This is a genomic window from Streptomyces pratensis (assembly GCF_016804005.1).
Taxonomy (GTDB): domain Bacteria; phylum Actinomycetota; class Actinomycetes; order Streptomycetales; family Streptomycetaceae; genus Streptomyces; species Streptomyces pratensis_A.
The window spans coordinates 2,742,806-2,769,417 of the sequence record NZ_CP051486.1 but is presented as its reverse complement, the minus strand read 5'-3'; the positions used below and the strand labels follow the sequence as shown (position 1 = coordinate 2,769,417).

At 70.8% G+C, this 26,612-nt stretch carries 24 protein-coding genes; 9 read left to right on the top strand and 15 right to left on the bottom strand.

Going from position 1 to position 26,612, the window contains the following annotated elements:
• Position 1 precedes the first annotated feature (1 nt).
• From HED23_RS11920 to HED23_RS11905, 4 genes are all read left to right on the top strand, one after another.
• Complete coding sequence (locus HED23_RS11920; protein WP_203183376.1) at positions 2-1,432, top strand: cellulose binding domain-containing protein; 1,431 nt, start codon at positions 2-4, stop codon at positions 1,430-1,432.
• Between the two features lie 157 nt (positions 1,433-1,589).
• A complete protein-coding gene (locus HED23_RS11915; RefSeq protein WP_203187446.1) occupies positions 1,590-2,429 on the top strand; it encodes a TIM barrel protein in 840 nt (279 codons plus the stop codon).
• Between the two features lie 43 nt (positions 2,430-2,472).
• Positions 2,473-3,366 (top strand): 2-hydroxy-3-oxopropionate reductase, encoded by an 894-nt coding sequence (locus HED23_RS11910; RefSeq protein WP_203183375.1) that lies wholly within the window; start codon positions 2,473-2,475, stop codon positions 3,364-3,366.
• Between the two features lie 183 nt (positions 3,367-3,549).
• On the top strand, positions 3,550-5,007 hold the full coding sequence (locus HED23_RS11905; protein ID WP_203183374.1) for a catalase: 1,458 nt from the start codon (positions 3,550-3,552) through the stop codon (positions 5,005-5,007).
• A gap of 250 nt (positions 5,008-5,257) precedes the next feature.
• Here the strand turns inward: HED23_RS11905 and HED23_RS11900 are convergent, their stop codons facing one another.
• The 3 genes from HED23_RS11900 to gcl all read right to left on the bottom strand — a co-directional run bounded on the left by HED23_RS11900 (position 5,258) and on the right by gcl (position 8,142).
• The gene (locus HED23_RS11900; RefSeq protein ID WP_203187773.1) at positions 5,258-5,608 is read right to left on the bottom strand and encodes a hypothetical protein; all 351 of its coding nucleotides are present in this window, start codon (positions 5,606-5,608) and stop codon (positions 5,258-5,260) included.
• Positions 5,609-5,653: 45 nt separating this feature from the next.
• Positions 5,654-6,103 carry a DUF6083 domain-containing protein gene (locus tag HED23_RS11895; protein ID WP_203183373.1) on the bottom strand — a complete coding sequence of 150 codons (450 nt, stop codon included), beginning with the start codon at positions 6,101-6,103 and terminating at the stop codon, positions 5,654-5,656.
• 254 nt (positions 6,104-6,357) lie between these two features.
• Positions 6,358-8,142, bottom strand: a complete 1,785-nt coding sequence (gene gcl, locus HED23_RS11890; protein ID WP_203183372.1) for a glyoxylate carboligase — start codon at positions 8,140-8,142, stop codon at positions 6,358-6,360.
• Positions 8,143-8,399: 257 nt separating this feature from the next.
• On the opposite strand from gcl, the gene HED23_RS11885 reads away from it, so the two are divergent.
• Together HED23_RS11885 and HED23_RS11880 are read left to right on the top strand one after the other, a co-directional pair.
• On the top strand, positions 8,400-9,116 hold the full coding sequence (locus HED23_RS11885) for a hypothetical protein (protein WP_203183371.1): 717 nt from the start codon (positions 8,400-8,402) through the stop codon (positions 9,114-9,116).
• Between the two features lie 91 nt (positions 9,117-9,207).
• Positions 9,208-9,429 carry a hypothetical protein gene (locus HED23_RS11880; protein ID WP_203183370.1) on the top strand — a complete coding sequence of 74 codons (222 nt, stop codon included), beginning with the start codon at positions 9,208-9,210 and terminating at the stop codon, positions 9,427-9,429.
• 21 nt (positions 9,430-9,450) lie between these two features.
• Here the strand turns inward: HED23_RS11880 and HED23_RS11875 are convergent, their stop codons facing one another.
• Together HED23_RS11875 and HED23_RS11870 are read right to left on the bottom strand one after the other, a co-directional pair.
• Positions 9,451-11,058, bottom strand: a complete 1,608-nt coding sequence (locus tag HED23_RS11875) for an AMP-binding protein (protein ID WP_203183369.1) — start codon at positions 11,056-11,058, stop codon at positions 9,451-9,453.
• Positions 11,055-12,731 (bottom strand): AMP-binding protein, encoded by a 1,677-nt coding sequence (locus HED23_RS11870; RefSeq protein ID WP_203183368.1) that lies wholly within the window; start codon positions 12,729-12,731, stop codon positions 11,055-11,057. The genes HED23_RS11875 and HED23_RS11870 overlap by 4 nt, the downstream gene beginning before the upstream one ends.
• A gap of 105 nt (positions 12,732-12,836) precedes the next feature.
• On the opposite strand from HED23_RS11870, the gene HED23_RS11865 reads away from it, so the two are divergent.
• Positions 12,837-13,682, top strand: coding sequence for a response regulator transcription factor (locus HED23_RS11865; protein ID WP_203183367.1), 846 nt, complete (start codon positions 12,837-12,839; stop codon positions 13,680-13,682).
• A 115-nt stretch (positions 13,683-13,797) separates the two neighbouring features.
• Here HED23_RS11865 and HED23_RS11860 read toward each other — a convergent pair whose 3' ends face one another.
• On the bottom strand, positions 13,798-14,916 hold the full coding sequence (locus HED23_RS11860) for a winged helix DNA-binding domain-containing protein (RefSeq protein ID WP_203183366.1): 1,119 nt from the start codon (positions 14,914-14,916) through the stop codon (positions 13,798-13,800).
• A 103-nt stretch (positions 14,917-15,019) separates the two neighbouring features.
• Between HED23_RS11860 and HED23_RS11855 the strand changes: the two genes are divergently transcribed.
• Positions 15,020-15,886, top strand: a complete 867-nt coding sequence (locus tag HED23_RS11855) for a DMT family transporter (protein ID WP_203183365.1) — start codon at positions 15,020-15,022, stop codon at positions 15,884-15,886.
• Between the two features lie 231 nt (positions 15,887-16,117).
• On the opposite strand, the gene HED23_RS11850 is transcribed toward HED23_RS11855, so the two are convergent.
• Together HED23_RS11850 and HED23_RS11845 are read right to left on the bottom strand one after the other, a co-directional pair.
• Complete coding sequence (locus HED23_RS11850) at positions 16,118-17,149, bottom strand: glutathione S-transferase family protein (RefSeq protein WP_203183364.1); 1,032 nt, start codon at positions 17,147-17,149, stop codon at positions 16,118-16,120.
• A complete protein-coding gene (locus HED23_RS11845; RefSeq protein WP_203183363.1) occupies positions 17,146-18,651 on the bottom strand; it encodes an MFS transporter in 1,506 nt (501 codons plus the stop codon). Before HED23_RS11845 ends, HED23_RS11850 begins: the two co-directional genes overlap by 4 nt.
• Before the next feature lie 120 nt (positions 18,652-18,771).
• Here HED23_RS11845 and HED23_RS11840 point away from each other — a divergent pair, with 120 nt between their 5' ends.
• Positions 18,772-19,167 carry a VOC family protein gene (locus HED23_RS11840; protein ID WP_203183362.1) on the top strand — a complete coding sequence of 132 codons (396 nt, stop codon included), beginning with the start codon at positions 18,772-18,774 and terminating at the stop codon, positions 19,165-19,167.
• On the opposite strand, the gene HED23_RS11835 is transcribed toward HED23_RS11840, so the two are convergent.
• The 7 genes from HED23_RS11835 to HED23_RS11805 form a co-directional block, all read right to left on the bottom strand.
• A complete protein-coding gene (locus HED23_RS11835; protein ID WP_203183361.1) occupies positions 19,164-19,520 on the bottom strand; it encodes a hypothetical protein in 357 nt (118 codons plus the stop codon). The genes HED23_RS11840 and HED23_RS11835 overlap by 4 nt on opposite strands.
• Positions 19,521-19,753: 233 nt before the next feature.
• The gene (locus tag HED23_RS11830) at positions 19,754-21,130 is read right to left on the bottom strand and encodes an LLM class flavin-dependent oxidoreductase (RefSeq protein WP_203183360.1); all 1,377 of its coding nucleotides are present in this window, start codon (positions 21,128-21,130) and stop codon (positions 19,754-19,756) included.
• A gap of 31 nt (positions 21,131-21,161) precedes the next feature.
• Positions 21,162-21,908, bottom strand: coding sequence for an ABC transporter ATP-binding protein (locus HED23_RS11825; protein ID WP_203183359.1), 747 nt, complete (start codon positions 21,906-21,908; stop codon positions 21,162-21,164).
• Positions 21,884-22,768, bottom strand: a complete 885-nt coding sequence (locus HED23_RS11820) for an ABC transporter permease (protein ID WP_203183358.1) — start codon at positions 22,766-22,768, stop codon at positions 21,884-21,886. The genes HED23_RS11825 and HED23_RS11820 overlap by 25 nt, the downstream gene beginning before the upstream one ends.
• The gene (locus HED23_RS11815) at positions 22,765-23,829 is read right to left on the bottom strand and encodes an ABC transporter substrate-binding protein (protein ID WP_203183357.1); all 1,065 of its coding nucleotides are present in this window, start codon (positions 23,827-23,829) and stop codon (positions 22,765-22,767) included. The genes HED23_RS11820 and HED23_RS11815 overlap by 4 nt, the downstream gene beginning before the upstream one ends.
• Before the next feature lie 13 nt (positions 23,830-23,842).
• A complete protein-coding gene (locus HED23_RS11810) occupies positions 23,843-24,394 on the bottom strand; it encodes a flavin reductase family protein (protein ID WP_203183356.1) in 552 nt (183 codons plus the stop codon).
• A gap of 416 nt (positions 24,395-24,810) precedes the next feature.
• Complete coding sequence (locus HED23_RS11805) at positions 24,811-26,061, bottom strand: ROK family transcriptional regulator (protein WP_203183355.1); 1,251 nt, start codon at positions 26,059-26,061, stop codon at positions 24,811-24,813.
• Positions 26,062-26,612: the final 551 nt, after the last annotated feature.

The following is a 26,612-nucleotide window of genomic DNA, read 5'->3' as shown; positions in this document are numbered from 1 at the left end:
CATGAGGACATTCCGCAGGAGCCGTATCCGCGCGGCGGCCGCCGCCGCCACCACCCTGGCGCTGGGCTGTACGGCCCTCGCCGCCCTGCCCTCGACCGCCGGTGCTGCGGCGGCCGGCGGGCTCGTCGTCCAGTACCGCACGAGCGCGTCCGGGGCGACGGCAGACCAGAGCGAGCCGTGGCTGAAGGTCCGCAACACCGGGAGCGCGAGCGTGCCGCTCCCCGACGTCAAGGTGCGCTACTACTTCAAGGGTGATTCGGCGTCGGCGGCCTACAGGTTCGCCTGTTCCTGGGCGGTGAAGGGCTGCGCGAACATCACCGGCACCTTCAGGACCCTGCCGAACCCGACCGCGACCGCCGACCGCTACCTGGAGATCGGCTTCACCGCCGGCGCGGGCGCCCTGGCCCCCGGGGCGGACACCGGTGACATGCAGCTGCGCTTCCACCGCGCGGACTGGCAGCCGCTCGGGCAGAGCGACGACTACTCGTTCGGCGCCGACCGGAACACGTACGGCGACTGGACCAGGATCACCGCGCAGGTGGGGTCGGTGACGGCCTGGGGCGAGGCTCCCGGGGGCAACGGCCCCACCGACCCGACGGATCCCCCCACCGATCCGCCGGCCGACGGGCCGAGGCTGTTCGACGACTTCAGCTACACCGGTCACACGGATCCCCGGATCGCGGCGAACGGCTGGAGCGTGCGCTCGAACTCCGGCGGCCCCGGGGTGCCGGGTGCCGTCTGGGCTCCGGAGAACGTCACCTTCAGCAGTCAGAGCGGCAATTCGGTGATGAACCTGGAGACGTCCACGGCGGGCACGGGTGCTTCGACGGAGCAGACGGAGATCCTCACCAGGTCCATGAAGTTCCGCAACGGCACCTATGCGGCCCGGGTCAAGTTCAGCGACGCCCCGAGGTCGGGTCCGGACGGCGACCACCTCGTCCAGACCTTCTTCACGATCAACGACCTGAAGGCGCCGATGGCGGACGACTACGCGGAGTACGACTTCGAGTACCTGCCCAACGGCGGCTGGGGCGAGCCGGCCAACATCCTCTACACCACCTCGTGGGAGACCTACCGGCCCGACCCGTGGGAGGCCGTCAACCAGCACAGCGAGGTGCGGCAGAGCTATGCCGGATGGCACGACCTGGTGGTGACCGTCGACGACAGCGCCATCACGTACTACGTCGACGGTCAGCACTTCGGTACGCACGGCGCGGCCTACCTCCCGGAGCGGCCGATGTCGATCAACTTCAACCAGTGGCTGATCGATCTGGCCGGCCAGAGCAGCACCACGCCCCGCTCGTACGACCAGCAGGTGGACTACGTCCTGCACGTGAAGGACCAGGTCCTCTCCCCGGCCAAGGTGTCGGCTCTGGTGAGCGGCTACCGGGCGTCGGGCACCACGTTCCAGGACACGGTGCCGGCGGTCTGACCAGGCAGATGTGACCGGCGGCGGGGTGGAGGGCGCACGTGCCTCCGCCCCGCTTCCGCGTGTCCGGAATTCGGGTTGCCTCTTGACAGCCTCACCACGCGCCAGGCAATCTTCCGTTAAGCAGAAACTAACTTCCGCGATACGGAAGGAGCGCATGATGGGTCACTCGGACCAGCGCTTCGATGTGAACCTCTCGATCCTCTTCACCGAACTCCCGCTCCTCGAGCGCCCGGCGGCGGCTGCCGCCGCGGGCTTCACCGCGGTCGAGCTCTGGTGGCCCTGGATCGAGACCCCCACCCCCGCGCAGGCCGAGCTCGACGCCCTGAAGAAGGCGCTCGACGACGCGGGCACGCAGCTTGTGGGGCTGAACTTCTACGCGGGCCGGCTCCCCGGCCCCGACCGGGGGGCGCTCTCGCTGCCCGGCGAGGAGTCGGACCGCTTCCGCGCCAACATCGACGTGGCGGCGGACTTCGCGGCCTCGGTCGGCTGCAAGGCGCTCAACGCGCTGTACGGCAACCGCGTAGAGGGCGTGGACCCGGCCGTCCAGGACGAACTCGCCCTGGAGAACCTGGTCCTGGCCGCCCGCGCGGCGCACCGGATCGGGGCCACCCTCCTGATCGAGACGCTCAACGACACGGAGTCGCCGCTGTACCCCCTGGTCAGCGCACCGGCGGGCATCGAGGTCGTCGACCGCGTCAACGAGGCGACCGGTCTGGGCAACGCGACGTTCCTGCTGGACCTCTACCACCTGTCGATGAACGGCGAGGACCTCAGCCAGGTGATCAAGGCGTACGCCGCGAAGACCGGCCACGTCCAGATCGCCGACAACCCGGGGCGCGGCGCGCCCGGCACCGGCTCGCTCCCGCTGGAGCGGCTCCTCGACGAGCTGACCCAGGCCGGGTACGACGGCTGGGTCGGCCTGGAGTACAAGCCGGGCGACCGCCCGAGCGCCGAGTCGTTCGGCTGGCTCCCCGCCGAGCACCGGCCGGCCCGCTGAGGCCCGCCCCCTCCCGCACACACGCTTACCGGAAGGCACCCCCATGAGCAGCAACCTCCCCAAGGTCGCCTGGATCGGACTCGGCATCATGGGCTCCCCCATGTCCGAGAACCTGGTGAAGGCCGGGTACCAGGTGACCGGCTACACCCTGGAGCAGGACAAGATCGACCGGCTCGTCGCGGCGGGCGGCAAGGGTGCCGCCTCGATCGCCGACGCGGTGCGCGACGCCGACGTCGTCATCACCATGGTCCCGGCGTCCCCGCAGGTCGAGGCCATCGCGTACGGCCCCGACGGCATCCTGGAGAACGCCAGGCGGGGTGCCCTGCTGATCGACATGTCCTCGATCACGCCGCAGACCTCCGTGGACCTGGCATCGAGCGCGAGGGACAAGGGCATCCGCGTGCTGGATGCCCCCGTCTCCGGCGGTGAGGCCGGCGCGATCGAGGCCGTCCTGTCCATCATGGTCGGCGGCGAGCAGCCCGACTTCGACGCCGCGAAGCCGCTCCTCGACACGCTCGGCAGGACCATCGTGCTCTGCGGGCCCCACGGCTCGGGACAGACGGTGAAGGCGGCCAACCAGCTGATCGTCGCGGTCAACATCCAGGCCTGCGCCGAGGCCGTCGTCTTCCTGGAGAAGTCCGGGGTGGACCTTGCCGCAGCGCTCGACGTACTGAACGGCGGGCTCGCGGGCTCGACGGTCCTGACCCGCAAGAAGGACAACTTCCTCAAGCGGGACTTCGCCCCGGGCTTCCGGATCGACCTGCACCACAAGGACATGGGCATCGTCACCGACGCCGCGCGCAACGTCGGCGCCGCGCTGCCCGTCGGCGGGGTCGTGGCCCAGCTCGTGGCCTCCCTGCGCGCACAGGGCGACGGCGGCCTCGACCACTCGGCGCTGCTGCGCTCGGTCGAGCGCCTCTCCGGCTCGCAGGTCTGACACCCCCGGCCCTCACCGGGCCCCCTGAACTCCGGGTCGCGGCGGCGCTGACACCTGTCCTGTCGCGCCCAGGCGCTGCCGCGACCCGGAACCCTACCCTCCAATTTCAACAAACTGTTGACGTGACGATCCCGGCGAACCTACGCTCCTGAGGCCGTCAGCAGCCCCGTACGGAAGGCCTCCATGTCCCAGCGTGTGCTCACGACCGAGTCAGGCGCCCCCGTCGCCGACAACCAGAACTCCGCCACAGCCGGCGCCGGCGGGCCGGTCCTGATCCAGGACCAGCACCTGCTGGAGAAGCTCGCCCGCTTCAACCGTGAGCGCATCCCGGAGCGCGTCGTCCACGCCCGTGGCTCCGGCGCGTACGGCTACTTCGAGGTGACCGACGACGTCACCGGCTTCACCCGCGCCGACTTCCTCTCCGAAGTGGGCCGCCGCACCGAGACGTTCATCCGGTTCTCGACGGTCGCAGACTCGCTGGGCGGCGCGGACGCCGTCCGCGACCCCCGCGGCTTCGCCCTCAAGTTCTACACGGACGAGGGCAACTACGACCTCGTCGGCAACAACACCCCGGTGTTCTTCATCAAGGACCCGATCAAGTTCCCCGACTTCATCCACTCCCAGAAGCGTGACCCCTTCACGGGCCGTCAGGAGCCGGACAACGTCTGGGACTTCTGGGCCAACTCCCCCGAGTCCACGCACCAGATCACCTGGCTGATGGGCGACCGCGGGATCCCCGCCTCGTACCGTCACATGAACGGCTTCGGCTCGCACACCTACCAGTGGACGAACGCGGAGGGCGAGGCCTTCTTCGTCAAGTACCACTTCAGGACGAACCAGGGTGTGCGTTCCCTCTCCGCAGAGCAGGCCGCAGAACAGGTCGGCAAGGACGCCAACTCGCACCAGACGGACCTGCTCCAGGCCATCGAGCGCGGCGTCAACCCGTCCTGGACGCTGCACGTGCAGGTCATGCCGGCCGCGGAGGCGGCCGACTACCGCTTCAACCCGTTCGACGTGACGAAGGTGTGGCCGCACGCCGACTACCCGCTGCGGCGCGTCGGCCGACTGGTGCTGGACCGCAACCCGGACAACGTCTTCGCCGAGGTCGAGCAGGCGGCGTTCTCGCCGAACAACTTCGTGCCCGGCATCGGCCCGTCCCCGGACAAGATGCTGCAGGGCCGCCTGTTCGCGTACGCCGACGCGCAGCGCTACCGGCTGGGCATCAACCACACCCAGCTCCCGGTCAACGCGCCGAGGACGGCGACCGTCGACAACTACGGGCGCGACGGACTGCACGCGACCCGCTACGGCTCGCGTCAGGACAAGAACTACGAGCCCAACTCGTACGCCGGGCCCGCGCAGACCGGCGCGGCCCTCGCCTCCCCGCTCGCGGTGCACGGCTGGACGGGCACGCACGAGGCGCCCGCCCACACGAAGGACGACGACTTCTTCCAGGCGGGCGAGCTCTACCGGCTGATGTCGACGGAGGAGAAGGACCGTCTCGTCGCCAACATCGCCGGCGGACTCTCGCAGGTCACCCGCGACGACGTGATCGAGAAGAACCTCGCCCACTTCCACGCCGCCGACGCCGAGTACGGCAAGCGCGTGGAGGAGGCCGTCCGCGCCCTGCGCGAGGACTGAGCCTCCCCTCCCAGGGCCCTGCCCGTGCCGCGCACCCGGATGAGGGGTGCAGCGCGGCGCCGGCAGGACGGGACCGCGGCGGCGGACGACGCCAGTGCGGTGGCGAAGGGCCGGCCGGCCCGGTTCCAGACCTGAAGGAACCGGGCCGACCGCCGCCCACGCCCGCCGTCGCGGTCGCCGTGGAACAGGATGCAGGGGTGCGGTGTACGCCGGTCAGGCGTACACCGCACCCCTGTGCCATGACGTGCCTTCAGGACGTGTGCGATGCGCCCTCGTTCCGCATCCACTCGTCGAGATACCCGACGAGCTTCGTCTCGCTCCGTCCGATGCGCTCACGCCGGTCCCACGGCAGCGATGCCAGAGCGTCGACGAGCACCTGGTCCCGGGGTACGTACACCATCGCCCCGGAGTAGACCCGGCAGCCGGAGCACCACGCCAGTCCGACACACCGTTCGAACGAGGGGCTCTCCGGGGGATGGAAGCGGTACCGGTACGAGCGGACGGCCGTCCCGCAGGCCGCACAGACACGCCGGTCCCCGTCCGGGACCGTCTCCCAGGTCGTGGATCTGGTCCAACGCCTCGGCTCTCGCCCTGCCTTCATACGGCCCATTCTCCCCGGGCGGCCCCGCCTGCCCCGCCGCCGGGGTCACCCCGTGTCCGGCAGCCCGTCGTCGGGAAGGCCGAACAGGCGTTGCGACCTCTGCCTGTTGTACTGCCGCAGAGCCGTCACCCACGGCCAGTGGTCCTCCGGCTCCAGGCGGGGGCAGGCCATGCGGTGCGGGATGCGGCACGTGGCGCCGGGGAGCGGCTCGGCGTCCCACAGGTTCATGGCCGTCCCGGTCGAGGTGATGATCCAGCGCCGTCGTGGCGGGACGGTGTGGGCGGGGACGAGGATGCGGGGTTCGAGGAGGATCCAGTGCCCGGCGTAACCGGTGGCGTAGCGTTCCTGCCCGAGTTCACAGAACGGGCACTCAGGTGGCAGCGGCGGTCGCGGGGCGGTGGCGCCTTCGAGGAGCGCGTGGAAGGCTGCCGTCAGGTGGTCGGAGTCGCCGCCGGGTCGGTCCGGGCAGGACGCGGTGTCATCGGTGTCCCCCATGGGCCAAGGATCCGGGCGGGCCCCGGGTTCGGGTAGGACGCGATCCGGCCGCACCGGGTGGTGCGGAATCCGTGCGGTGCGACGTGGGACGCCCCGTGAGGCGCACGGAGACGCGGGGGCCGCACCGGGCGGGGCCGGTTCGTCGCCCACGACGGCCTGAGGGTCGCCGGGGAGCACCGGAGCCCGGCCCGCGGTCGGCCCCCTGGTGGGGACGGGCGGGCCGGGCCCCAGGGGTCCGGCGGTGGGCTGCGGGGTCAGGACACCGTCAGCGGGCGGATCGAGGTCGGCGCGTGGCCCGGCTCGGACGCCACGTCCTCGAACTCGTTGACCGACGCGATGTCGGTACCGCTCATCGAGATGTTGGTGACCCGCTCCAGGATCGCCTCGACGACGACGGGGACCCGGTGCTCGGCAGCGAGCTTCTTCGCCTCCTCGAACGCCGGCAGCAGCTGGTCCGGCTCCGTGACCCGGATCGCCTTGCAGCCCAGGCCCTCGACGACCTTGACGTGGTCCACGCCGTAGACGCCCAGCTCCGGGGAGTTGAGGTTCTCGAACTCCAGGTTGACCTGGAAGTCGATGTCGAAGTTCCGCTGAGCCTGCCGGATGAGCCCCAGATAGGAGTTGTTCACCAGGACGTGGACGTACGGGATGCGGTGCTGCGCGCCGACGGCGAGCTCCTCCAGCATGAACTGGAAGTCGTAGTCGCCGGAGAGGGCCACCACGGAGCCGTCCGGGTCGGCCGTGGCGACGCCCAGTGCGGCAGGGATCGTCCAGCCCAGCGGCCCGGCCTGGCCGCAGTTGATCCAGTGGCGCGGCCGGTAGACGTGCAGCATCTGCGCGCCTGCGATCTGGGAGAGGCCGATGGTGGTGACGTACCGGGTCTCCGGGCCGAACGCCCGGTTCATCTCCTCGTACACCCGCTGCGGCTTCAGCGGCACGTTGTCGAAGTGCGTACGGCGCTGGAGCGTGGCCCGGCGTTCCTGCGTGGACGCCGCCCACCGAGAGCGGTCCTTCAGCTTCCCGGCGGCCTTCAGCTCGCGCGCCACCTCGACGAAGAGCTCCAGGGCCGCCTTCGCGTCGGAGGCGATGCCGAGGTCCGGGGCGAAGATCTTGCCCAGCTGGGTGGGCTCGATGTCGACGTGGACGAAGGTGCGGTCCTTCGTGTAGACGTCCAGCTTGCCCGTGTGGCGGTTGGCCCAGCGGTTGCCGATGCCGAGGACGAAGTCGGACTCCAGGAAGTTCGCGTTGCCGTAGCGGTGCGAGGTCTGGAGGCCGACCATGCCGGCGTTCAGCTCGTGGTCGTCGGGGAGGATGCCCCAGCCCATCAGGGTGGGGACGACCGGGACGCCGGTCAGCTCGGCGAACTCGACCAGCAGGGCCGAGGCGTCGGCGTTGATGATGCCGCCGCCCGCGACGAGCAGCGGGCGCTCGGAGGCGTTGAGCATCTCGACGGCCCGCTCGATCTGCTTGCGGCTCGCGGCGGGCTTGTGGACGGGCAGCGGCTCGTACAGCTCGGGGTCGAACTCGATCTCGGTGAGCTGCACATCGATCGGCAGGTCGATGAGGACCGGGCCGGGCCGACCCGTGCGCATCAGGTGGAAGGCCTGCTGGAAGACGCCCGGGACCTGCGCGGCCTCCAGGACGGTGGTCGCGGCCTTGGTCACCGGCGCGGCGATAGACGCGATGTCCACCGCCTGGAAGTCCTCCTTGTGCAGGACGGCGGTCGGCGCCTGGCCGGTGATGCAGAGGATCGGGATCGAGTCGGCGATGGCCGAGTAGAGGCCGGTGATCATGTCGGTGCCGGCGGGCCCCGACGTACCGATGCAGACGCCGATGTTCCCGGCCGCGGCACGGGTGTAGCCCTCGGCCATGTGGGAAGCGCCCTCGACGTGGCGCGCCAGCGTGTGCTGCACCCCGCCGGAGGCCTTGAGGGCCGCGTAGAAGGGGTTGATCGCCGCACCCGGCACACCGAACGCGTTGCTGACGCCTTCGCGCTTGAGGATCTCAACTGCCGCTCGGGCAGCGGTCATACGAGGCATGAGTGCTCCTGCTCGGACCTGGTGGAGTCGGGCTCTGTCGCGCCACCTGAGAGCACCAATTCCGCATTACGGAAAGTTTGTTCTGCTATACGGAATCAACTTAGGGCGACCCGGGACGGTCGTCAAGGGAGGCGGGTGCAAGCCGCGGAGACCGTCGGGCCGAAGTGCGCGTTCCCCTCCCCGGAGCGTCACTCCTGGTGGACGATGGAGGTACGGCAAGCAGTCGCCGCCGCAGGGGCGGAGAAAAGGGGCAGCACGTGGAGTCCGTACCGGTGCGCTGCCCCTCCTGCCACAGGGATCACGCATACATCACGCCGGTGTACCCCTGCCCGTGCGGCTCCCCGACCGCCCCTCCCCTGATGCGCGGCGCACCGGCCGTCCTCATAACGCACCGCACCTGGAACGACGACTGGGTGAGCGTCCGGTGCCATTCCTGCGGGCGCCGCGACCAGTGGCCGCACCCCGAACTCTGCTGCCCCTGCGGCGCGGTGCTGCGGATCCCCGTGCGCCCGCTGGCCACGCGCGGCACCACGGCACCGACGGATGCGCCCGCCCCGTCCCACATACCGCTGCCGAGCACGGCCGCGCACCCGAGGCCGTCGTTCCGGCCCGTGGTCATACGCACGGCCCGCGACGCGGTGGACACGGCGGCGCTCTACCTGAGGTGGCTGGGCTTCCGCGATGTCATCCAGCCCGAGGTCCGGCCCGGCTCCCGGATCGACCTCAGGGCCGCCGGCCTCATCGCGCAGGTCGACGCGACCACGCGCCCGACCGCCCTGCGCGACGTGGAGTGCCTCTGGCTGAACGCCCTCAACACCTCGGTGGCCGGCGCGCTGTTCTCCCTGGCCGGCTACACGGACCAGGCCCGCTCACGCGCGGACGGGCTCGCCGTCCCGCTGTTCGTCCTGGACCTCACGGGAACGCCTCAGCCGGTGAACGGCCCCGCGGACGAGTTGGTCAGCGCCGGTCCGTGACCGTCCGGACCGGCGCATGATTTCGGTCACCTGTGCCCTGCCAGGCGCATATGTTCGGGCTGTTGTCAGCATGAGGACGTAGAGTGAAGGCATGGTCTTAACTCCTCGGCATCCCACTCACTCCGCCCCCGTTTTCCTCACCCAGCCCGCCCACCCGTCGGCTGTCGAGGCCAACGAGGCGATACGCGCACTCGTGGACTCGCGGGCAGGCCAGGACTGGACGCCGGTGGAGGCCGCGGAGTACGAGGTGCTGCTCATCGAGTGGGCGGCGGCGACCCAGGGCATAGGCTCCGGCGTCATCGAGGCCGCCTGATCCCGCCGCCCCCGGCACGGGCTACGCGCCGTACCCCTCCCGCAGTTCGACCTTCCGCACCTTACCGCTGACCGTCATCGGGAACGCCTCCAGGATCCGCAGCACGCGCGGAATCTTGTAGTGCGCCAGCTGCTCACCGCAGTAAGCCGTCACCTCGTCGAGCGTCGGCGGGTCAGCAGGGTCGCGGGGGATGACACAGGCCAGGATCTCCTCGCCGTACCTCTCGTCGGGCACACCCACCACCTGCACGTCCGCGATCTTCGGGTGACCGTGGAGGAACTCCTCGATCTCACGCGGATACACGTTCTCACCGCCACGGATGATCATGTCCTTGATCCTGCCGACGATCTGGACGTACCCGTCCTCCCTCATCACCGCGAGGTCCCCCGTGTGCATCCAGCGGCCGGGATCGATGACCTCGGCGGTCCGCTCCGGCTGGTCCCAGTAACCGAGCATCACGCTGTAGCCACGGGTGCACAGTTCGCCGGCCTCGCCGCGCGGCAGGGTCACACCCGTCACGGGGTCGACGACCTTCACCTCGATGTGCGGCATCACCCTGCCGACCGTGCTCGTGCGGCGCTCCAGGTCGTCGTCCCGTCGGGTCTGGGTGGAGACGGGCGAGGTCTCCGTCATGCCGTAGCAGATGGACACCTCGTCCATGTGCATCTCCGCGACGACCCTCTTCATCACCTCGACCGGGCAGGGCGACCCGGCCATGATCCCCGTGCGCAGCGAGGAGAGGTCGTACGAGGCGAAACCGGGAAGATCGAGCTCCGCGATGAACATCGTGGGGACGCCGTAGAGCGAGGTGCAGCTCTCCTGCTGGACGGCGGCCAGCACGGCGGCCGGTTCGAAGGCCGGCGCGGGGATCACGATGCAGGCGCCGTGCGAGGTGATGCCGAGGTTCCCCATGACCATGCCGAAGCAGTGGTAGAAGGGCACGGGCAGGCAGACCCGGTCCCGTTCCGTGTACGCGACCATCTCCCCGACGAAGTAGCCGTTGTTGAGGATGTTGTGGTGGGAGAGCGTGGCTCCCTTGGGGAATCCGGTGGTTCCGGACGTGTACTGGATGTTGATCGGGTCGTCGCACGACAACTCGGCTTCACGCGCCGCCAGTTCCTCCGCCGTGACGGAATCCGAGGCGGCCGTGAGCTCGTCCCAGGTCGGATCGCCGATGTAGTGGACGGACCGCAGTGCGGGGCAGTCGTCCCGGACCTGGGCGACGAGCGCGCGGTAGTCGCTGGTCCGGTGGGCGAGCGAGGCGACGAGCACGGAGATTCCGGCCTGCCCCAGCACGTACTCCAGCTCGTGCGCGCGGTAGGCGGGATTGATGTTGACCATGACCGCGCCGATACGGGCAGTGGCGTACTGGACGAGGACCCATTCCGGGCAGTTGACGGCCCAGATGCCGACCCGGTCGCCCTTCGCCACACCGGACGCCATCAGTCCGCGGGCCAGCTCATCGACGTCGGCGCCGAATTCCGCGTACGTCCAGCGGCGTCCGGACACCACGTCGACCAGGGCCTCCCGCACCCCGAAGGCCTCGACCGCCCGGTCCAGGTTGCGTCCGATGGTGTCGCCGAGCAGAGCGGTGTCGCCGGTGCCGTGCGCGTAGGAAAGGCCGCTCATCGCAGGTCCCCCTCGTCGAACTCGGTACCGGTCCCCCGCGCCGTGCGTTCGCGCAGCTCGATCCTGCGGATCTTGCCCGAGACGGTCTTCGGCAGCTCGGCGAACTCCAGCCTCCGGATGCGCTTGTACGGGGCGAGGACGGCCCTGGAGTGCTCGAACAACACCTTCGCGGTGTCGGGCCCGGGTTCCCAGCCCTCCGCGAGCACGACGTACGCCTTAGGGACGGAGAGCCGTACCGGGTCGGGGGCGGGCACGACCGCGGCCTCGGCGACCGCCTCGTGCTCCAGGAGGGCGCTCTCCAGCTCAAAAGGCGAGATCTTGTAGTCGGAGGCCTTGAACACGTCGTCGGCCCGGCCGACATAGGTGATGTAGCCGTCCTCGTCCCGTGCGCCGATGTCACCCGTGCGGTAGTAGCCGCCCGCCATGGCCTCGGCCGTGCGCCCGGGGTCTCCGTGGTAGCCCGTCATGAGGCCGACGGGGGCCGTGGACAGGTCGAGGCAGATCTCGCCCTCCGCCGCACCGGGTTCGCCGGAGACCGGGTCCAGCAGCTCGACCTTGAATCCGGGGCTCGGTCGCCCCATCGAGCCCGCTTTGAGCAGCTGCCCCGGCGTGTTGGCCACCTGCACGGCGGTTTCCGTCTGCCCGAAGCCGTCGCGGATGGTCACGCCCCAGGCGCGCCGGACGCTCTCGATGACCTCGGGGTTGAGCGGCTCGCCGGCCGCGACGACCTCGCGCGGCGGTGTCTTCAGCTGCGCCAGGTCGGCCTGGATGAGCATGCGCCAGACCGTCGGCGGGGCGCAGAAGCTGGTGACCGCCGAGCGGTCCATCTCCGCCATCAGCCGGGCGGCGTCGAACCGGGTGTAGTTGAAGATGAAGACGGTGGCCTCGGCACTCCAGGGTGCGAAGAGGTTCGACCAGGCGTGCTTCGCCCAGCCGGGTGAGGAGATGTTCAGATGGACGTCGCCGGGCTTGAGGCCGATCCAGTACATCGTCGACAAGTGGCCGACGGGATAGGAGACATGGGTGTGCTCGACCAGCTTGGGACTCGCCGTGGTGCCGGAGGTGAAGTAGAGCATCAGGGGTTCACCGGAATCCGTCTCCCGGCCCGGGACGAAGGTCTCGGACGCCTCGTCGGCCCCGCCGTAGGAGAGCCACCCCTCGACGTCGGCGCCCACGGCGATCCGGGTGTAGTCACCGGGCACCTCGTCGAACTTCGCCGTGTCCGCGGACCGCACGAGTACGTGGCGGACCTTGCCGCGCGCGACCCGGTCCCGCAGGTCGGCCGGCCCCAGCAGAGGGGTGGCGGGGATGACGACGGCTCGCAGCTTCATCGCCGCCAGCGCCGTCTCCCACAGCTCGGTCTGGTTGCCGAGCATGACGAGGATCCGGTCACCCTCTGCCACGCCCTGTGCCCGCAGCCAGTTCGCCGCCCGGTCGGAGCGGGCCGCCATCCGGGCGAAGGACACCTCGGTGCGCCCGCCGTCCTCCTCCACGATGTGCAGAGCGGTGCGGTCGTTGCCCTCGGCGATCACGTCGAACCAGTCGAGCGCCCAGTTGAAGTGGTCGGGCCGGGGCCAGCTGAAGCCCTCGTACGCCGTCGTGTAGTCCTCACGGTGCTCGATCAGGAAGTCCCGGGCAGCCCGGAACGTCTCCGTCGCACTCGTTGCCGGCATGTGCCCTCCTCGTCGCGAACCCGTCCTTTAACATCATGTGAACAGTGACCCAGATCTCACCACCCCCGAACAGGGGTAGGGCCGGCAGGGCGGAGAGTCATCGGCGTGCGGGAACCGGGCGACGCGACGGAGCTGCGGGCGGCCCTGCTGAGGCTGCGCCGGGCGAGCGGGCTGCCGGTGGTCTTCGGCGGGCTGCTCTCGGATGCCCGCCACGCCAGGATCGCCGAGCTGAGCGGGGCGCAGACCCCGGCACTGCGGGGGCTCGTCATCTCGGCGGGGAGCGGCCTCGGCGGTAAGGCGATCGCCCTGTCCCGTCCGTGCGCGGTCACGGACTACCCCTCGTCGCGCCACATCAGCCACGAGTACGACACGGCCGTCGCGGCGGAGGGCCTGCGCTCGGTCGTCGCGGTGCCCGTCGTGGTGCGCCGGGCGGTGCGCGGTGTGCTGTACGGGGCGTTGCGCGAGCCGCTCACGCTCGGGGACCGTACGTTCGACGCGGCGGCCTCCGCGGCGCGGGACGTGGAACAGGCCCTGGCCGTCCGCGACGAGGTGCAGCAGCTCCTGGCGGCCACCAGGGAGCAGCTGACCGAGCCCGGTGCGGGCCCCGGCACCTGGGAGGACGTCCGCGAGGCGCATCGCGAGCTGCGCGCGCTGGCCCCGAGGATCGTGGATCCTTCGCTGCGTGACGAGCTGCTCTCGGTGTGCGGGCGGCTGGCCTCGGCCGCGGGGGCGGACCGGGTTCCGGTGTCCGGCCGGCCGCGGCTGGCGCCGCGCGAGGTCGATGTGGTCGCCTGCGTGGCGTCGGGTGCCACGAACGCCGCCGCGGCCGAACGGCTGGGACTGCGGCCCGAGACTGTGAAGAGCTATCTGCGGTCGGCGATGCGGAAGCTGGGGGCGCACACCCGGCTGGAGGCGGTGGTGGCGGCACGGCGCGCGGGCCTGCTGCCGTGAGACGACGCCTCGGCCCACTGCCGTGAGGACGGCTCCTCGGCACACAGCTCAGGGACGGCTCCTCGGCCCACTGCCTTGTGACGACTCCTCGGTCCACAGCCGTGAGAACGGCGTCTCAGTCCCCGAAGTCGACGAACGTGCCGAAGCGGACGTCGTAGGCGGGCGCGGGTGACATCACCGTCAGCATGTCCACGGCCTCCTGGGTGATCTCCTCGCGGGCGGCCCGGTCCAGCTTGCCCAAGGCCTGCACGGTGACGATCGCGGTCTCCCGGGTCTCGTCGAGGCGCCAGATCGCGGCAAGGAAGCCGTCGGACAGGACCGTTCCGTAGGACTGGTTGCCCACGCCGTTGCGTCCCTTGTGGGCGGGCGGGATCACCCGGGTCCTGTCGGCGTGGCCCAGGAGGAGGTTGTCGAACTCGGGGAGGAAGCGTGCCGGGGCCGGGGTGTCGGGGTCGGGTCGCGGGGCGTCGGGCAGGTCGAAGAGCTCGACGCCGTTCTCGTCGCGGAAGGTGAGGAGCCGGGGCCTCAGCCGCTCGAAGACCTCGCGCATCCGGGTGAGCCCCGCCCACGTCTGCATGTCCTTCACCGAGGCGGGTCCGAAGGCGCCGAGATAGCGCAGCACGGTCGCGTCGGGGGAGGCCGCGGGGTGCGGCGTGGTGTCGAGCCAGTGTTCGGCGGTCGTCAGGGCGACCTGTCCGCTGCGCCCCCACAGCCCGCGCGGGGTGACCTGGACGAGCGGCAGCCGGCAGCGGGCCGCGACCGCCAGAGCGCGGGGGTCGGCGTCCGGCCAGTGGACGAGCAGTTCCTCCCGCAGTTCCTTCATGGTGCGCGGCCGTTCCTCGACGAGCCCTCTGGCGAGCGAAGCGAGCCGGTCCAGGTCCACACCCGTGAGGCCGCTCCGGAACATGCCGAGCTCCCGGTCGCGGGCCGGCTGGACCAGGGGGCGCAGAGTGAGGGCGTCCTCGGCGGTGTGGGTGTGGATGGTGGAGCGGAGGGTGACGATCCTGACGACCTCGCGGGACTCCATCAGCGCCGAGAGCGCGCCCGGGTCGAAGTCCTGAAGCCGGGAGAAGAGCTGGAAATACGGTGGCCTGGTGTTCTGGGCCTGCAGGCCGACAAGGCGGCGGACAGCGTCCTTCACCGGCACGGCTGTGCGGCGTAGGAGCAACTGGCGCTCCATCGTTGCCCGGTTGAGTGCGCGGGTGGAGAGCACGGGAGCGTTCTTGGCGGCCATGGACCGCAGATTACGCGGGACCTGCGACAGCGGCCCGGACGGGCGACACTCGCACGGTCCGCCGCAGCACGGACGGGGCGGCGTCGGCCCTCATGATGGGGCGGTGATCAGTGTCCTGTTCGCCGTCCTGACCGCTTTCAGCAACGGCACCGCCTCGGTGCTGCAGCGTCGCGCCGCCCTCAGGGTGCCTGACAGCGAGGCGATGCGTCTGTCGCTGTTCGGGCATCTGCTGCGACAGAAGGTGTGGCTCGCCGGGATCGCTCTCGTGATCGTCGCCGCCGTCTGCCAGGCCGTGGCTCTGGCCACGGGTCCCATCGCCGTGGTCCAGCCGATCTTCGTGATCGAGCTGCCCGCGACCCTGGTCGTCGCCGGGTTCGTGATGCGGGTCGGGGTATCGCGCCAGGTCTGGTACGGGGTGGCCGCCGTGACTCTGGGCCTGGCCCTGGGCATGGCTGCCGCCGCGCCGGTCGGCGGCAGCGACGATGTCCAGGGGGCGGCGTGGATCCCGGCGCTCGTGGCGACCTGCGCCTTCGAGGCCGCGCTGATCGCCGTGGCGCTCGGCACCTCCGGGAACGCGCGGGCCGCGCTGCTGGGGCTGGCCGCGGCGTGCGGGTACGCGCTGACCGCCGCGTTGATGAAGGACTCGATGTCGCGGCTGGACGCCGACGGTGTGGTCGGACTGCTGACGGCGTGGCAGCTGTACGCCACCGCGGTGGCGGGGGTGGGTGCGCTGTTCCTCCTCCAGAACGCGCTGCAGGCCGGCTCGCTGGTGGCGGTGCAGCCGATGCTGACGCTCGGGGACGCGCTCATCAGCATCGCCTACGGAGTGACGCTGTTCGGCGAGGAGCTGCGGTCCGGGTGGTGGCTGCTGCCCCAGCTGATCGGCGTGGGCATGATCGCGGTCGGCTGCGTCGTCCTCGCCCGCTCCCCGCTGGCCTCCGCGAACGCGGCGCCGGCACGTGTGGAGTGAACCGGCCGGGGGCGGCCCCTGCGTGGAGAGTGAACCGGCCGGGGGCGGCCCCTGCGTGGAGAGTGAACCGGCCGGGGGCGGCCCCTGCGTGGAGAGTGAACCGGCCGGGGGCGGCCCCTGCGTGGAGAGTGAACCGGCCGGGGGCGGCCCCTGCGTGGAGAGTGAACCGGCCGGGGGCGGCCCCTGCGTGGAGAGTGAACCGGCCGGGGCCCCGTGGGTGGAGTGGACCGGTCAGGGACGGCCCTGTGCCGGGACCTCCTCGCCGGCCGGAACCGGTCCGGGCGGGGTTCCGTCCCCGAAGGGGCGGCCCCCGAGCTGCTCCCGGTGGTGCGGGGACCGCCAGCCGGACAGGTCGGGGCCGAGCGGCACGATGCCGGTCGGGTTGATGCCGGTCTGCACCCGGTAGTAGTGGCGCTTGATGTGGTCGAAGTCCACGGTGTCGCCGAAGCCGGGGGTCTGGAACAGATCGCGGGCGTACGCCCACAGGACGGGGTCCTCGGCGAGCTTCGAGCGGTTGCACTTGAAGTGCCCGTGGTACACGGCGTCGAAGCGCACCAGGGTGGTGAACAGCCGGATGTCCGCCTCGGTGATCGTGTCGCCGACCAGGTAGCGCTGCCCGGCGAGGCGTTCGGAGACCAGGTCAAGGCGGCGGAACACATCGACGTACGCCGCCTCGTACTCGCCTTGTCCGGCGGCGAATCCGGCACGGTAGACGCCGTTGTTTACGTCCCGGTAGATGCCGTCCATGACCGTGTCGATCTCGTCGCGGAGCGGCTCCGGGTAGAGGTCGGGCGCGCCGGGGCGGTGCAGGACGGTCCATTCGGTGGCCAGGTCCAGCGTGATCTGCTGGTAGTCGTTGGTGACAAGGGCACGGGTCGGTACGTCGACGATCGCGGGCACGCTCACCCCGCCCGGGTAACCGCGTTCCCGGGCGTCGTAGGCCTCGCTCAGGTATCCGATGCCGAGCACCGGATCCTTGCCGCCCTCGTCGAGGGTGAAGCGCCAGCTGCGGTCGTCCTGGACGGGGTCGGCGACGGCCAGCGAGAGGGCGCTCTCCAGGCCGAGCAGACGGCGTGAGACCAGGGACCGGCTGGCCCAGGGGCAGGCCCGGCTGACGACGAGACGGTAGCGTCCGGCCTCGACGGGCCAGCCGTCGCGGCCGTCGGCGGTGATGCGGTCGGCGAAGTGGCTGCGGGATCGTTTGAAGGGCTTGTGACCGTATGCGGCGTTCCCGCCCTGCTCCCGGTCCTCGGCGTCGCTCATCGTGTCCTCCTCGGGATGCCGGCAGCCTCGGTGGCTCCGGACGTCTCGGAACGTCTCCTCTCCCGCCTGCCCGCCGCGACGTCGGCCAGTGCCACGATCAGTGCCGCGAGGACGAATGCGACCGAGACGAGCAGCCCGTGGTCGTAGGCCGCGGGCCAGTCGCCGGGGCCGAGCTGGGCGAAGAAGACCGCGCCCACCGCGGCGATCCCGATGGCCGAGCCGACCCGCTGGCTGGTCTGGAGTGTGCCGCCGGCGCTGCCCCCGTTCTCGACCGGCACCTCGGAGAGGGTGAGGGTCTGGTTGGGCGCGATGACGAGTCCGCTGCCCAGGCCGGCCAGCAGCAGGGGGGCCGCCATGGCGAGTCCCGCGCCCCTGCCCGGCACCAGGTGCGCGGCCAGGGCGGTGAGCCCGAGTCCTACGGCCACCATGGTGAGGCCCACGACGATGAGCGGCCGGCCGAACCGGCCGACCAGCCGGCCGCCGATGCTCGCCGACGCACCGGCGCCCAGGGCGAACGGGGTGATCGCGAGGCCGGCCTCCAGGGCGCTGTAGTTCAGCCCGGACTGCAGGTAGAGCGTGCTGATGAAGAAGATCGAGGTGAAGCCGGCGAAGTACAGCAGGATCATCAGACAGCCCAGCCAGAAGGACCGGAGCCGGAAGAGTGACAGGTTCAGCACCGGCTGGAAGCCTCGTCGCGCGCAGCGGGACTCCCAGGCCACGAAGGCCGCGAGCAGGACGGCGGCCACCGCCACGAGCAGCCACTTCCCGTTGCCCGGCCACTGCTGGGCCTGGACCAACGGCAGCAGCAGGGCGAGGACCCCGGCCCCCAGCAGCAGTACGCCGACGGGGTCCAGGTCGCGCGGGCGCACCGGTTTCGCCGAGGGTGTGTCGGGGAGCAGCCGATGGGCCAGCACGAGGCACACGATCCCGATCGGCAGGTTGACGTAGAACACCCACCGCCAGCCTTCCTGCGCACCGGCGCCCTGGATGAGGAGGCCGCCCAGGAGGGGGCCGACCGCGGTGGAGATGCCGACCACGGTGCCGAACATGCCGAAGGCGCGGCCCCGCTCCCGGCCGGAGAACATCTGCTGGATCAGCGCGGAGATCTGGGGCGATAACAGTCCGCCGGCCGCACCCTGGAGAAGGCGGGCGATGACGAGCCAGAGGCTGGACTGGGCGGCCCCGCAGGCGGCTGAGGCCAGCGTGAAGAGGGTCAGCCCCGCCATGAACATCACGCGTCGTCCGCGTGCGTCGCCGAGGCGTCCGCCGGGGATGAGGACGAGACCGAAGGCGAGCGCGTAGCCGGACAGCACCCACTGGAGGTCGGACTCCGGGGTGTCGAGGCCCTCCTTGATGGACGGCAGCGCCACGTTGACGATGGAGACGTCCAGCAACGTCATGAAGCCCGCCACCAGGCAGACTGCGAGTGCACGCCAGCGACGGGGGTCGGAGGGACCGGCGCCGGGCGTGCCCGTGGCCGGGTGCTCCGTGCTCTCTGCCATGGTCCGCACCCTAGTTCGCGTGCGCCCGGTCCTCCTCCGGGCGCGCCGTGCAGCAGGGCGGTCGGCGGAGGAGTGCGCGGGTCCGGCGTGCCCGGCCGCGTGGCGGGTACCCGGGTGAGCATGACTGTCGGGAAAACGAGCGTTCTTGTCCTGGACTGTGCCGAGCCCGTGGAACTCGCCGCGTTCTACGCGGCCCTGCTGGACGCCGAGACGCGCGTCGGGAGCGATCCCGACTTCGTCGAGGTCGTCGGCAACAACGGTGTCCATCTCGCGATACGGCGTGATCACGGCTTCGCGCCGCCCAGCTGGCCCCGCCCCGAGGACTCCCTCCAGGCGCACCTGCGTGTCCTGGTGGACCCGGACGACATGGACGAGGCCGAGCGCGAGGCGATAGGCCTCGGCGCCCGGCCCGTGGACAGTGGGGGCAGCAACAGCCGTCTGCGTGACGTCCGCGTCTACACGGATCCGGCCGGGCACTCGTTCTCCCTGGCGGTGTACCCGGCCCCTCCCGCCTAGTGGCGGTCGGTCACGAACACCGAACGCAGCTTCAGGCGGTCCGTGGTGGGGTTCCCGTGGGGGCGCAGGGTCCATGAGTCGCCCGTGCAGTCCGGCTCGGAGAACACCATGACCCAGGTGTCGGTGTCGTTGTGCGGGGCGAACCCGGGCCCGGTGGAGGCCGGGTCGGCTGCCTCGGGGAGCGTGATGCACGCGGGGCTCGCCGGGTCGTGCAGCGTGACGGACAGGGGTGTGCCGTCCGGTCCGGCGTGCTTGTAGGAGAAGTCGCCCGTGGCGGCGCTCGCGGAGGTCGGCAGGGTGACGACGAGGGCGAGCGCGCCGAGGGCGGCGGACGCGCTGGTACGACGGCGCATTGAAGACTCCTTCATGCAGGCGTTGGTACGGCCATGCCTGTCCCGGAAGCCCGCCCACGGGAACACGTTCCGACGGCCGTCACCTCGAAGGGATACGCAGGAACGTTCCTCTTTGGACCATGTGCCCCTGGTGAGCCGCTGTGCGCACGGCCCGGCCCCACTGCTCCGGGGCGGGTGACGAGGGCGGACCCGTGGAGGAGTGGACCCGCGCCGCTCCTTGCCGGGAGGAACGGTCACCTGGCCGCCGTGGCGAGGCCGATGGCCGTCCGCCCCGCGCCGGTGTCCACGGCGTCGAACAGCCGGTTGGCCGGCCTCGGCAGGCCGTAGTGCTCGCGGAGGGTGGTCCCGGTGTACTCGGTGCGGAACAGACCGCGCTCCTGGAGGATCGGGACGACCCGGTCCACGAAGACCTCCAGCCCGGAGGGGAGCACGGCGGGCATGATGTTGAAGCCGTCGGCCGCCCCGCTGTCGTACCAGTGCTCGATCGTGTCGGCGACCTGCACGGCTGTTCCGGCGAAGGTGCGGTGCCCGCGCCCGCCGCCGAGCCGGCCGATGAGTCGGCGCACCGTCAGTTTCTCGCGGCGGGCGAGCTCCACGATGAGGGTGTAGCGGCTCTTGGCCCCCTCGATCTCGTCCTCCTCGGGGAGGGTCGCCGGGAGCTCGCGGTCCAGGTGCAGCTCGTCGGGGTCGAGCTTCAGTGTCCTGGCCAGCTGGCGCTTGGCGTACTCCGGGACGATGAGCCGGTCGAGTTCGGCGTCCAGGTCGCGCGCCTCCGCCTCCGTGTCACCGATGACCGGGACGATACCGGGCAGGATCTTGATGCCGTCGGGATCGCGGCCCAGCGCCTCGGCACGCCGCTTGACGTCCTGGTGGAAGGCGATGCCCTCCTCGAGGGTCTGCTGCGCGGTGAACACCGCCTCGGCGTACCGGGCGGCGAAGTCCTTGCCGTTCTCGCTGGAACCCGCCTGCACGAGCAACGGGTAGCCCTGCGGCGGCCGTTGGACGTTGAGCGGGCCGTCGACCCGGAAGAACTCGCCGGAGTGACCGATGCTGCGTACCCGGTCGGCCAGCGCGTGGACCCCGGCCTTCTTGTCGGCCACCACCGCGTCGTCCGCCCAGCTGTCCCACAGCTTCGTGGACACCTCGACGAACTCGGCCGCGCGCCGGTAGCGGTCGTGGTGCAGGGGTGTGTCGTCCAGGCCGAAGTTGCGGGCCGCGTCGGCACCGGCGGTGGTGACGATGTTCCAGCCCGCCCGGCCGCCGGAGATGTGGTCCAGCGAGGCGAATCTGCGGGCCAGGTTGTACGGCTCGTTGTAGCTGGTGGATGCGGTGGCGATCAGGCCGATGCGCTCGGTGACCCCGGCGAGCGCGGCGAGCAGCACGGTGGGTTCGAGGTTCGCGGCGGGCCGTCGGCCGGGGTCGCCGGTGAGGACGGGTCCGTCCGCGAAGAACAGGGAGTCGAGGAGGCCGCGTTCGGCGATGCGGGCCAGGTTCTTGTAGTGCTCCAGGTCGGAGTTGGCTTCGGCGTGGCTCTCGGGGAGCCGCCAGGACGCCTCGTGGTGGCCGGTGGACATCAGGAAGGCGTTCAGGTGGAGCTGCTTGCGCGGCATGGGTGTCTTCTCCTCGGAGGATCTCGGAAGATCAGTGCGTGAGCTGGGGCTGTGCCACGCCGAGGGCGGCGAGCAGCGTGTCGCGGTACTCCTGGAATCGCGGTTCGCGGCGGGAGCGCGGGGACGGGAGATCGATCCTGAGGTCGACCGAGATGAGGCCGTCCTCCAGGACGAGGACCCGGTCGGCGAGCTCCACGGCCTCGTCGACGTCGTGGGTGACCAGCAGCACCGCGGGGCGGTGACGTTCGTACAGCTCGCGCAGCAGGCCGTGCATCTTGATCCGGGTCAACGCGTCCAGGGCGCCGAACGGCTCGTCGGCGAGGAGGAGTTCAGGGTCACGCACAAGGGCGCGGGCCAGCGCCGCACGCTGCTGTTCGCCACCGGACAGCTCATGTGGCCAGGAACGGTCGCGGCCTTCCAGGCCGACCTCGGCAAGCGCCGTGAGGCCCCGTTCGCGGGCCCCGGGGCCGCGCAGTCCGAGGACGACGTTGTCGAGCACCCTCAGCCAGGGCAGCAGCCGGGAGTCCTGGAAGGAGAGCGAGACCCTGTCCGGCACGGAGAGTTCTCCGGACCCCTCGACGGTGTGGTCGAGACGGGCGACCGCCCGCAGCAGAGTGGACTTGCCGGAACCGCTGCGTCCGAGGAGCGCGGTGAACTCCCCCCGTGCCACCGTCAGATCGAGGCTCTTGAGGACGTCACGGTCACCGAACCGCCGTACCAGCCCGGTGGTGCGGATCGCGGGCCGTGCTTCCGTCAGCCCGCCAGTGTGCGTCGCCATGAGAGGACCTTCCTTTCGACTGCGCGTACCGCCGCGTCCGAGGCGAAGCCGAAGATGCCGTAGGCCACCAGCCCCACGATGATCACGTCGGACTGGGCGTACTGCTGGGCCTGGAACATCATGTAGCCGATGCCGCTGGTGGCGTTGATCTGCTCGACCACGATGAGGCCGAGCCAGGAGGAGGTGACACCGAGCCGCAGGCCGACGAAGAAGCCGGGCAGTGAGCCGGGCACGACGACCTTGCGGATGAACTGCCCGCGGCTGAGGTCGAGCCCTTCGGCGAGTTCGACGTACTTGCTGTCGATGCCGGTCAGCGAGGCGTAGGTGTTGATGTACATGTTCACAGCGACGCCGAGCGCGATCACGGTGACCTTCATCTGCTCGCCGATGCCGAGCCAGAGGATCAGCAGGGGGAGCATCGCCAGCGAGGGGATGGCCCGTTTGATCTGGAGCGGACCGTCCAGCAGGTACTCACCGCTGCGGCTCAGTCCGGCGGCCACTGCCAGGATCACCCCGGCCGTCACCCCGAAGAACAGGCCGAGCCCGGCGCGCTGGAGCGAGATCAGGACGTTGTCCTGGAGGCGGCCGGTGCCGACGAGGTCGGCTGCGGTGGCGAATACCGTGCCCGGCGAGGACAGGATCCGCGGATCGAGGTAGCCGGACGCGGAGGCGGCCCACCACAGGAGCACGAGCAGCGCCGGGCCGATCAGCCGTCCGAAGGGCAGCGCCCGGCCGGGGCCGAGGCGTCGGCGGGTGCCTTTGGAGACATGCGCCGGACCTCCGGTGGTCCGGGACCCGGCAGGCTCCGGCGCCACCGTCTCCTTCCCGGTCGTCCGCGCTTTCGCCAGCAGGTCGGTCATGAACCCTCCCGGTACTCGGCGGCCACGGCCTTCGCCGCCAGCCCTTCGAATCGACGGTCGAACAGTTCGGAGGCCTTCTGCGCCGGTACGAAGCCCCCCTCGGTCAGCAGATCGGCGGTCTCCTGCTCCCAGGCGACGGCCTCGTCCCAGCTGACCGGGAACTGGGGCTTGTGCAGGGAGGCGACGATGCGTCGGCCGTCCTCCTTCGACACGCCCTGGTCCTTCACGTAGTACGTGTCGATCCACTCGTCCTGGTTCTCCCACGCCCACACCTGGCCGCGGGCCCACAGCGGTATGAAGCTGCGTACGGCTCTGGCCTTCTCCGGGTCGTTGAGGACCTCGTTCGGCGCCCAGAGCACGGTCAGCAGGTCGACGACCTCCGTCTTCACCCCTCGGGCGCCGTCCTTGCCGTACTGGTCGAGGTACTTGGTCAGGGTCGGCTCGCCCAGGGGTGCCACGTCGACCTGCCCGGACTGCAGCGCGGTGAGGAACTGGGTGCTGGGCAGGGGGACCAGTTCGGCGTCCGAATTCTTCAGCCCGGCTTCCTTCAGCGCGCGCAGGACGACGACGCCCTGTGCCTGGCCCTGGGAGAATCCGATCTTCTTGCCCCGGAAGTCCTCGGCCCTCTTGATGGACGAGCCGGGGGCCGTCGCGAAGGTGTAGAGCGGATGACGGCGGACCTGAACCGCGACGATCTTCGCCTGTACACCTATTGCGTGCGCCTGGATCGGCGGAATTCCCGCATTGACGGCCAGGTCGATCGATTTCGCACGGAAGCCCTGAATGATGTCGGGCCCCGCGGAAAGGTTCGGCCATTCCGTGACGGTGAAGGGGAGTTCCTTCGCCAGCCCTGCCGGTTTCAGTTGGAGTTGTGCCGAACGGGCGGCGATCTTCAGCTTCGTCCCCGCCGCTGGATCTCCGGACGGAAGTGCTCCGGCGGGATCAGCACCGGCGACGGATTTCACCTGTGGCGAGCATGCGGCAAGACCGAGTACGGCGCCTCCCGCGAGAGCGAGGAATGACCTCCGGGCCAGGGCCCGCCGGTTGTCGTGGCGTGTCATCGTCGATTCCTGATCACTGGTCGGGGGCGTTGCGGATGGAGTGGTAGGAGCCGTCATGGAAGAGCAGCGGGCTGCGTCCCTCGTCCAGCCAGGACTCCTCGGCCCGGGCGACGACGATCCGGTGGTCCCCGGCCGGGACGATGCTCTGGACGGTGAGCCGCAGCCAGCCGGCCACACCGTCGAGAACGGGTTCCCCGCCGGGCAGGCGGTGCCAGCGGGTCGGGACGGCGAACCGGTCGATGCCGCTCGTGGCGAACGTGGTGGCCAGCCGCTCCTGTTCGACGCCGAGGAAGTTGACGACGGCGGTGGAGGCCCGTTCGATGTGCGGCCACGACGAGGTGGAGGTCCCGATGCCGAACGAGACCAGCGGCGGGCTGAGGGACAGCGAACTGAGCGAGGTCGCGGTGAATCCCACCGGCCCGCGACCGGCGTCGGCGGTGACGACGACGACGCCCGCCGGATACCTGCGGAAGGCCTGCTTGAAGCGCTCCGGAGCGATACCGGGGACGGCCGCGGCGGGTCCGGACGGCTGGACGGTGGCGTACGAGGACACGGTGACGGTCAATGTCTCTCCCCTGTCGACAGACGGAATACGGGCGTGCGTGATCACCCGAAGGCTTGCAGGCGTGCGTGATCACCCGAAGGCTTACCGGAGTGCGTGATGACGCGAAGGCTTACGGGAGTGCGTGATGACGCGAAGGCTTACGGGAGTGTGCGAGGGCGCACGAGTACCAGGGCGCAAAGAGAATTCGCGGGTGCGGATCGCCCGGTGACGGTTTACGGGTCAGCGATTACCCGGACAGGGGCGGCAACAGGAGCGCTGGGAGCTTTCGCTCGTCGGCGCGGCCGAGCGGCAGGAGCGCGCCGCTCGGGGCACGTTCTCCGAATTCCGCTGTCGGCTCGTCATGAATCCATCTTCCCGTTCGGGGTGCGGCCGGTCAACAATGCAACGAATTGAATTAAAGCCGGATTCGGTGGAGGTCAGGACACCGCCGGCAGCGCCGGCCACGGACCCAGCGGGTCGGTGTACAGGGCGTCCAGAGCCACCGCTCCGCCCGCCGTGGCCAGCACGGTTCCCGTGAAGCTGCTGGGCACGACGGCCCCCTCCGGGTCGTCGCAGACCCAGGAGCGCATCCCCACCTCTTCCCTGAGGTCGGCGAGGCATTCCGGCAGCCGGCCCGCGCCGGGCTCGACCACCACCAGGCATTCAGGGTCGAACATGTCCAGGAGCAGCGCCGCGGCCCTGCCCACCAGCCGGGCGCGGCGGCGGAACAGCGCCACGGCGCGAGGCTCCCCGGCCATGGCGTGGTCCAGCAGTTCCTGGAACGACTCCACGTACAGGCTCTGTTCGGCGGCACGGCGGATCATGGCCCGCTCGGACACCTCGGACTGCAGGCATCCGGTACGCCCGCACCTACAGGGTTCCGCGTCGCCCGATCCGCCTGCCCCCAGGGGCAGGTGGGCCACACTGCCCGCGCCGGAGCGCGGCCCCCTGTGCAGTTCACCGGAGGTGGCGAACGCCGCGTCGACGACCGCGCCGACGAAGAGCAGCACCGTGCTGCGCCGGGTCGACACCTCGCCGAACATCTGCTCGGCTCGCGCCAACGCCCGTGAATGACTGTCCACATGGACCGGGAGCCCGGTGGCGGCGGCCATGATCTCGCGTACGGGCACGGCGCGCCAGCCGAGGTGCGGGTGTTCCACGACGACACCGGCAGCGGGGTCCACCCGGTGTCCCGTGGCGACACCCAGTGCCAGCACCTGCCGGCCGGCCGCGTGCCCGGCCGTCAGCAGGGGCAGCCGGGCGGCCAGTCCGTCGAGGATCAGGCGAGGGTTCGTGCCTGTGTGCGGCCTTCGGTCCTCGGCCACGACCCGGCCGCGCAGGTCCATCAGCGAGACCGTCGAATGCGCGACCGCGATGTGGGCACCGGCCACCAGGAATCGGGAGGTGTCGATCTCCAGGGGCACATGAGGACGTCCGAGCCCGCGCGGCCCGGACGTCTCCGCACTCTGCCGGACGAGGCCGCGGGACAGGAGCTGCCCCACGTGCCCGGTCACCGAGGCGGGCGAGAGGCCGGTGAGCCTGGCAACGGTGGAGCGGGCCACCGGGCCGTGGTCGAGGATCGCGCCCAGCACGGAACCGGTGCCTGAGGGGCGGCGCGCGTGTACGGACGAGGAGATCTCGGAGCGGCGCGGGGGCCGGGAGCGGGTGGGCGCAGGCAGACGTGTCACAGGTCTTCCAGGTCCTCGATGGCAGCGGGCGTGGAGGCGGTCGCCCCGGGGACGGGGGTTCTCCTGACAGATCCGGTACGCGGACGTCCTGCTGAATCCGGCGGAAGTGCCGAGGAGACGCGGCTTCCTGACGGTCCCGGCTTCATCGGACCGGCGGGAGTCCCGCCGGTGCGTCGACGGGGCGCTTTACGGGGCGTCCTGCGCGGATCCGGGAAGGAGTCGGATCCTCCTGGGCGCGTGGACTCGGGCGCTCAGCCCTGGTGACACGCCGCGGAGCACACGCGCTTCAGGTCGACATGACCTCGCGTCGTCAGGTGTGCGGATCGCTGCATGTCACGCAACGTATCCGGAGCGCCGTCGACCGGTCAAACACCTGACCGCATGGTGGACTCCCGGGACACCGGCCGGCCGCCGCCGCTCCGCATCGCACGGACCGGGCGGATCGTCTCGGCCCTCGACGGCGCCGGGCGCGCGGCCCACGAGCGGGCGGGGGCTCGCAGGTGTGCGGGCGGACGAGAGCTCGCAGGTGTGCGGGCGCAGGCGAGTGCGGA

What these genes read in the sequence shown, in the direction of transcription:
- HED23_RS11900 (WP_203187773.1), bottom strand. Translation starts at nt 5,608, where the DNA reads ATGAAGGCAGGGCGAGAGCCGAGGCGTTGGACCAGATCCACGACCTGG.
- HED23_RS11875 (WP_203183369.1), bottom strand. Translation starts at nt 11,058, where the DNA reads ATGAGCGGCCTTTCCTACGCGCACGGCACCGGCGACACCGCTCTGCTC.
- HED23_RS11830 (WP_203183360.1), bottom strand. Translation starts at nt 21,130, where the DNA reads ATGCCGCGCAAGCAGCTCCACCTGAACGCCTTCCTGATGTCCACCGGC.
- HED23_RS11905 (WP_203183374.1), top strand. Translation starts at nt 3,550, where the DNA reads ATGTCCCAGCGTGTGCTCACGACCGAGTCAGGCGCCCCCGTCGCCGAC.
- HED23_RS11880 (WP_203183370.1), top strand. Translation starts at nt 9,208, where the DNA reads ATGGTCTTAACTCCTCGGCATCCCACTCACTCCGCCCCCGTTTTCCTC.
- HED23_RS11840 (WP_203183362.1), top strand. Translation starts at nt 18,772, where the DNA reads ATGACTGTCGGGAAAACGAGCGTTCTTGTCCTGGACTGTGCCGAGCCC.
- HED23_RS11910 (WP_203183375.1), top strand. Translation starts at nt 2,473, where the DNA reads ATGAGCAGCAACCTCCCCAAGGTCGCCTGGATCGGACTCGGCATCATG.
- HED23_RS11820 (WP_203183358.1), bottom strand. Translation starts at nt 22,768, where the DNA reads ATGACCGACCTGCTGGCGAAAGCGCGGACGACCGGGAAGGAGACGGTG.
- gcl (WP_203183372.1), bottom strand. Translation starts at nt 8,142, where the DNA reads ATGCCTCGTATGACCGCTGCCCGAGCGGCAGTTGAGATCCTCAAGCGC.
- HED23_RS11920 (WP_203183376.1), top strand. Translation starts at nt 2, where the DNA reads ATGAGGACATTCCGCAGGAGCCGTATCCGCGCGGCGGCCGCCGCCGCC.
- HED23_RS11815 (WP_203183357.1), bottom strand. Translation starts at nt 23,829, where the DNA reads ATGACACGCCACGACAACCGGCGGGCCCTGGCCCGGAGGTCATTCCTC.
- HED23_RS11825 (WP_203183359.1), bottom strand. Translation starts at nt 21,908, where the DNA reads ATGGCGACGCACACTGGCGGGCTGACGGAAGCACGGCCCGCGATCCGC.
- HED23_RS11845 (WP_203183363.1), bottom strand. Translation starts at nt 18,651, where the DNA reads ATGGCAGAGAGCACGGAGCACCCGGCCACGGGCACGCCCGGCGCCGGT.
- HED23_RS11915 (WP_203187446.1), top strand. Translation starts at nt 1,590, where the DNA reads ATGGGTCACTCGGACCAGCGCTTCGATGTGAACCTCTCGATCCTCTTC.
- HED23_RS11850 (WP_203183364.1), bottom strand. Translation starts at nt 17,149, where the DNA reads ATGAGCGACGCCGAGGACCGGGAGCAGGGCGGGAACGCCGCATACGGT.
- HED23_RS11860 (WP_203183366.1), bottom strand. Translation starts at nt 14,916, where the DNA reads ATGGCCGCCAAGAACGCTCCCGTGCTCTCCACCCGCGCACTCAACCGG.
- HED23_RS11895 (WP_203183373.1), bottom strand. Translation starts at nt 6,103, where the DNA reads ATGGGGGACACCGATGACACCGCGTCCTGCCCGGACCGACCCGGCGGC.
- HED23_RS11835 (WP_203183361.1), bottom strand. Translation starts at nt 19,520, where the DNA reads ATGCGCCGTCGTACCAGCGCGTCCGCCGCCCTCGGCGCGCTCGCCCTC.
- HED23_RS11870 (WP_203183368.1), bottom strand. Translation starts at nt 12,731, where the DNA reads ATGCCGGCAACGAGTGCGACGGAGACGTTCCGGGCTGCCCGGGACTTC.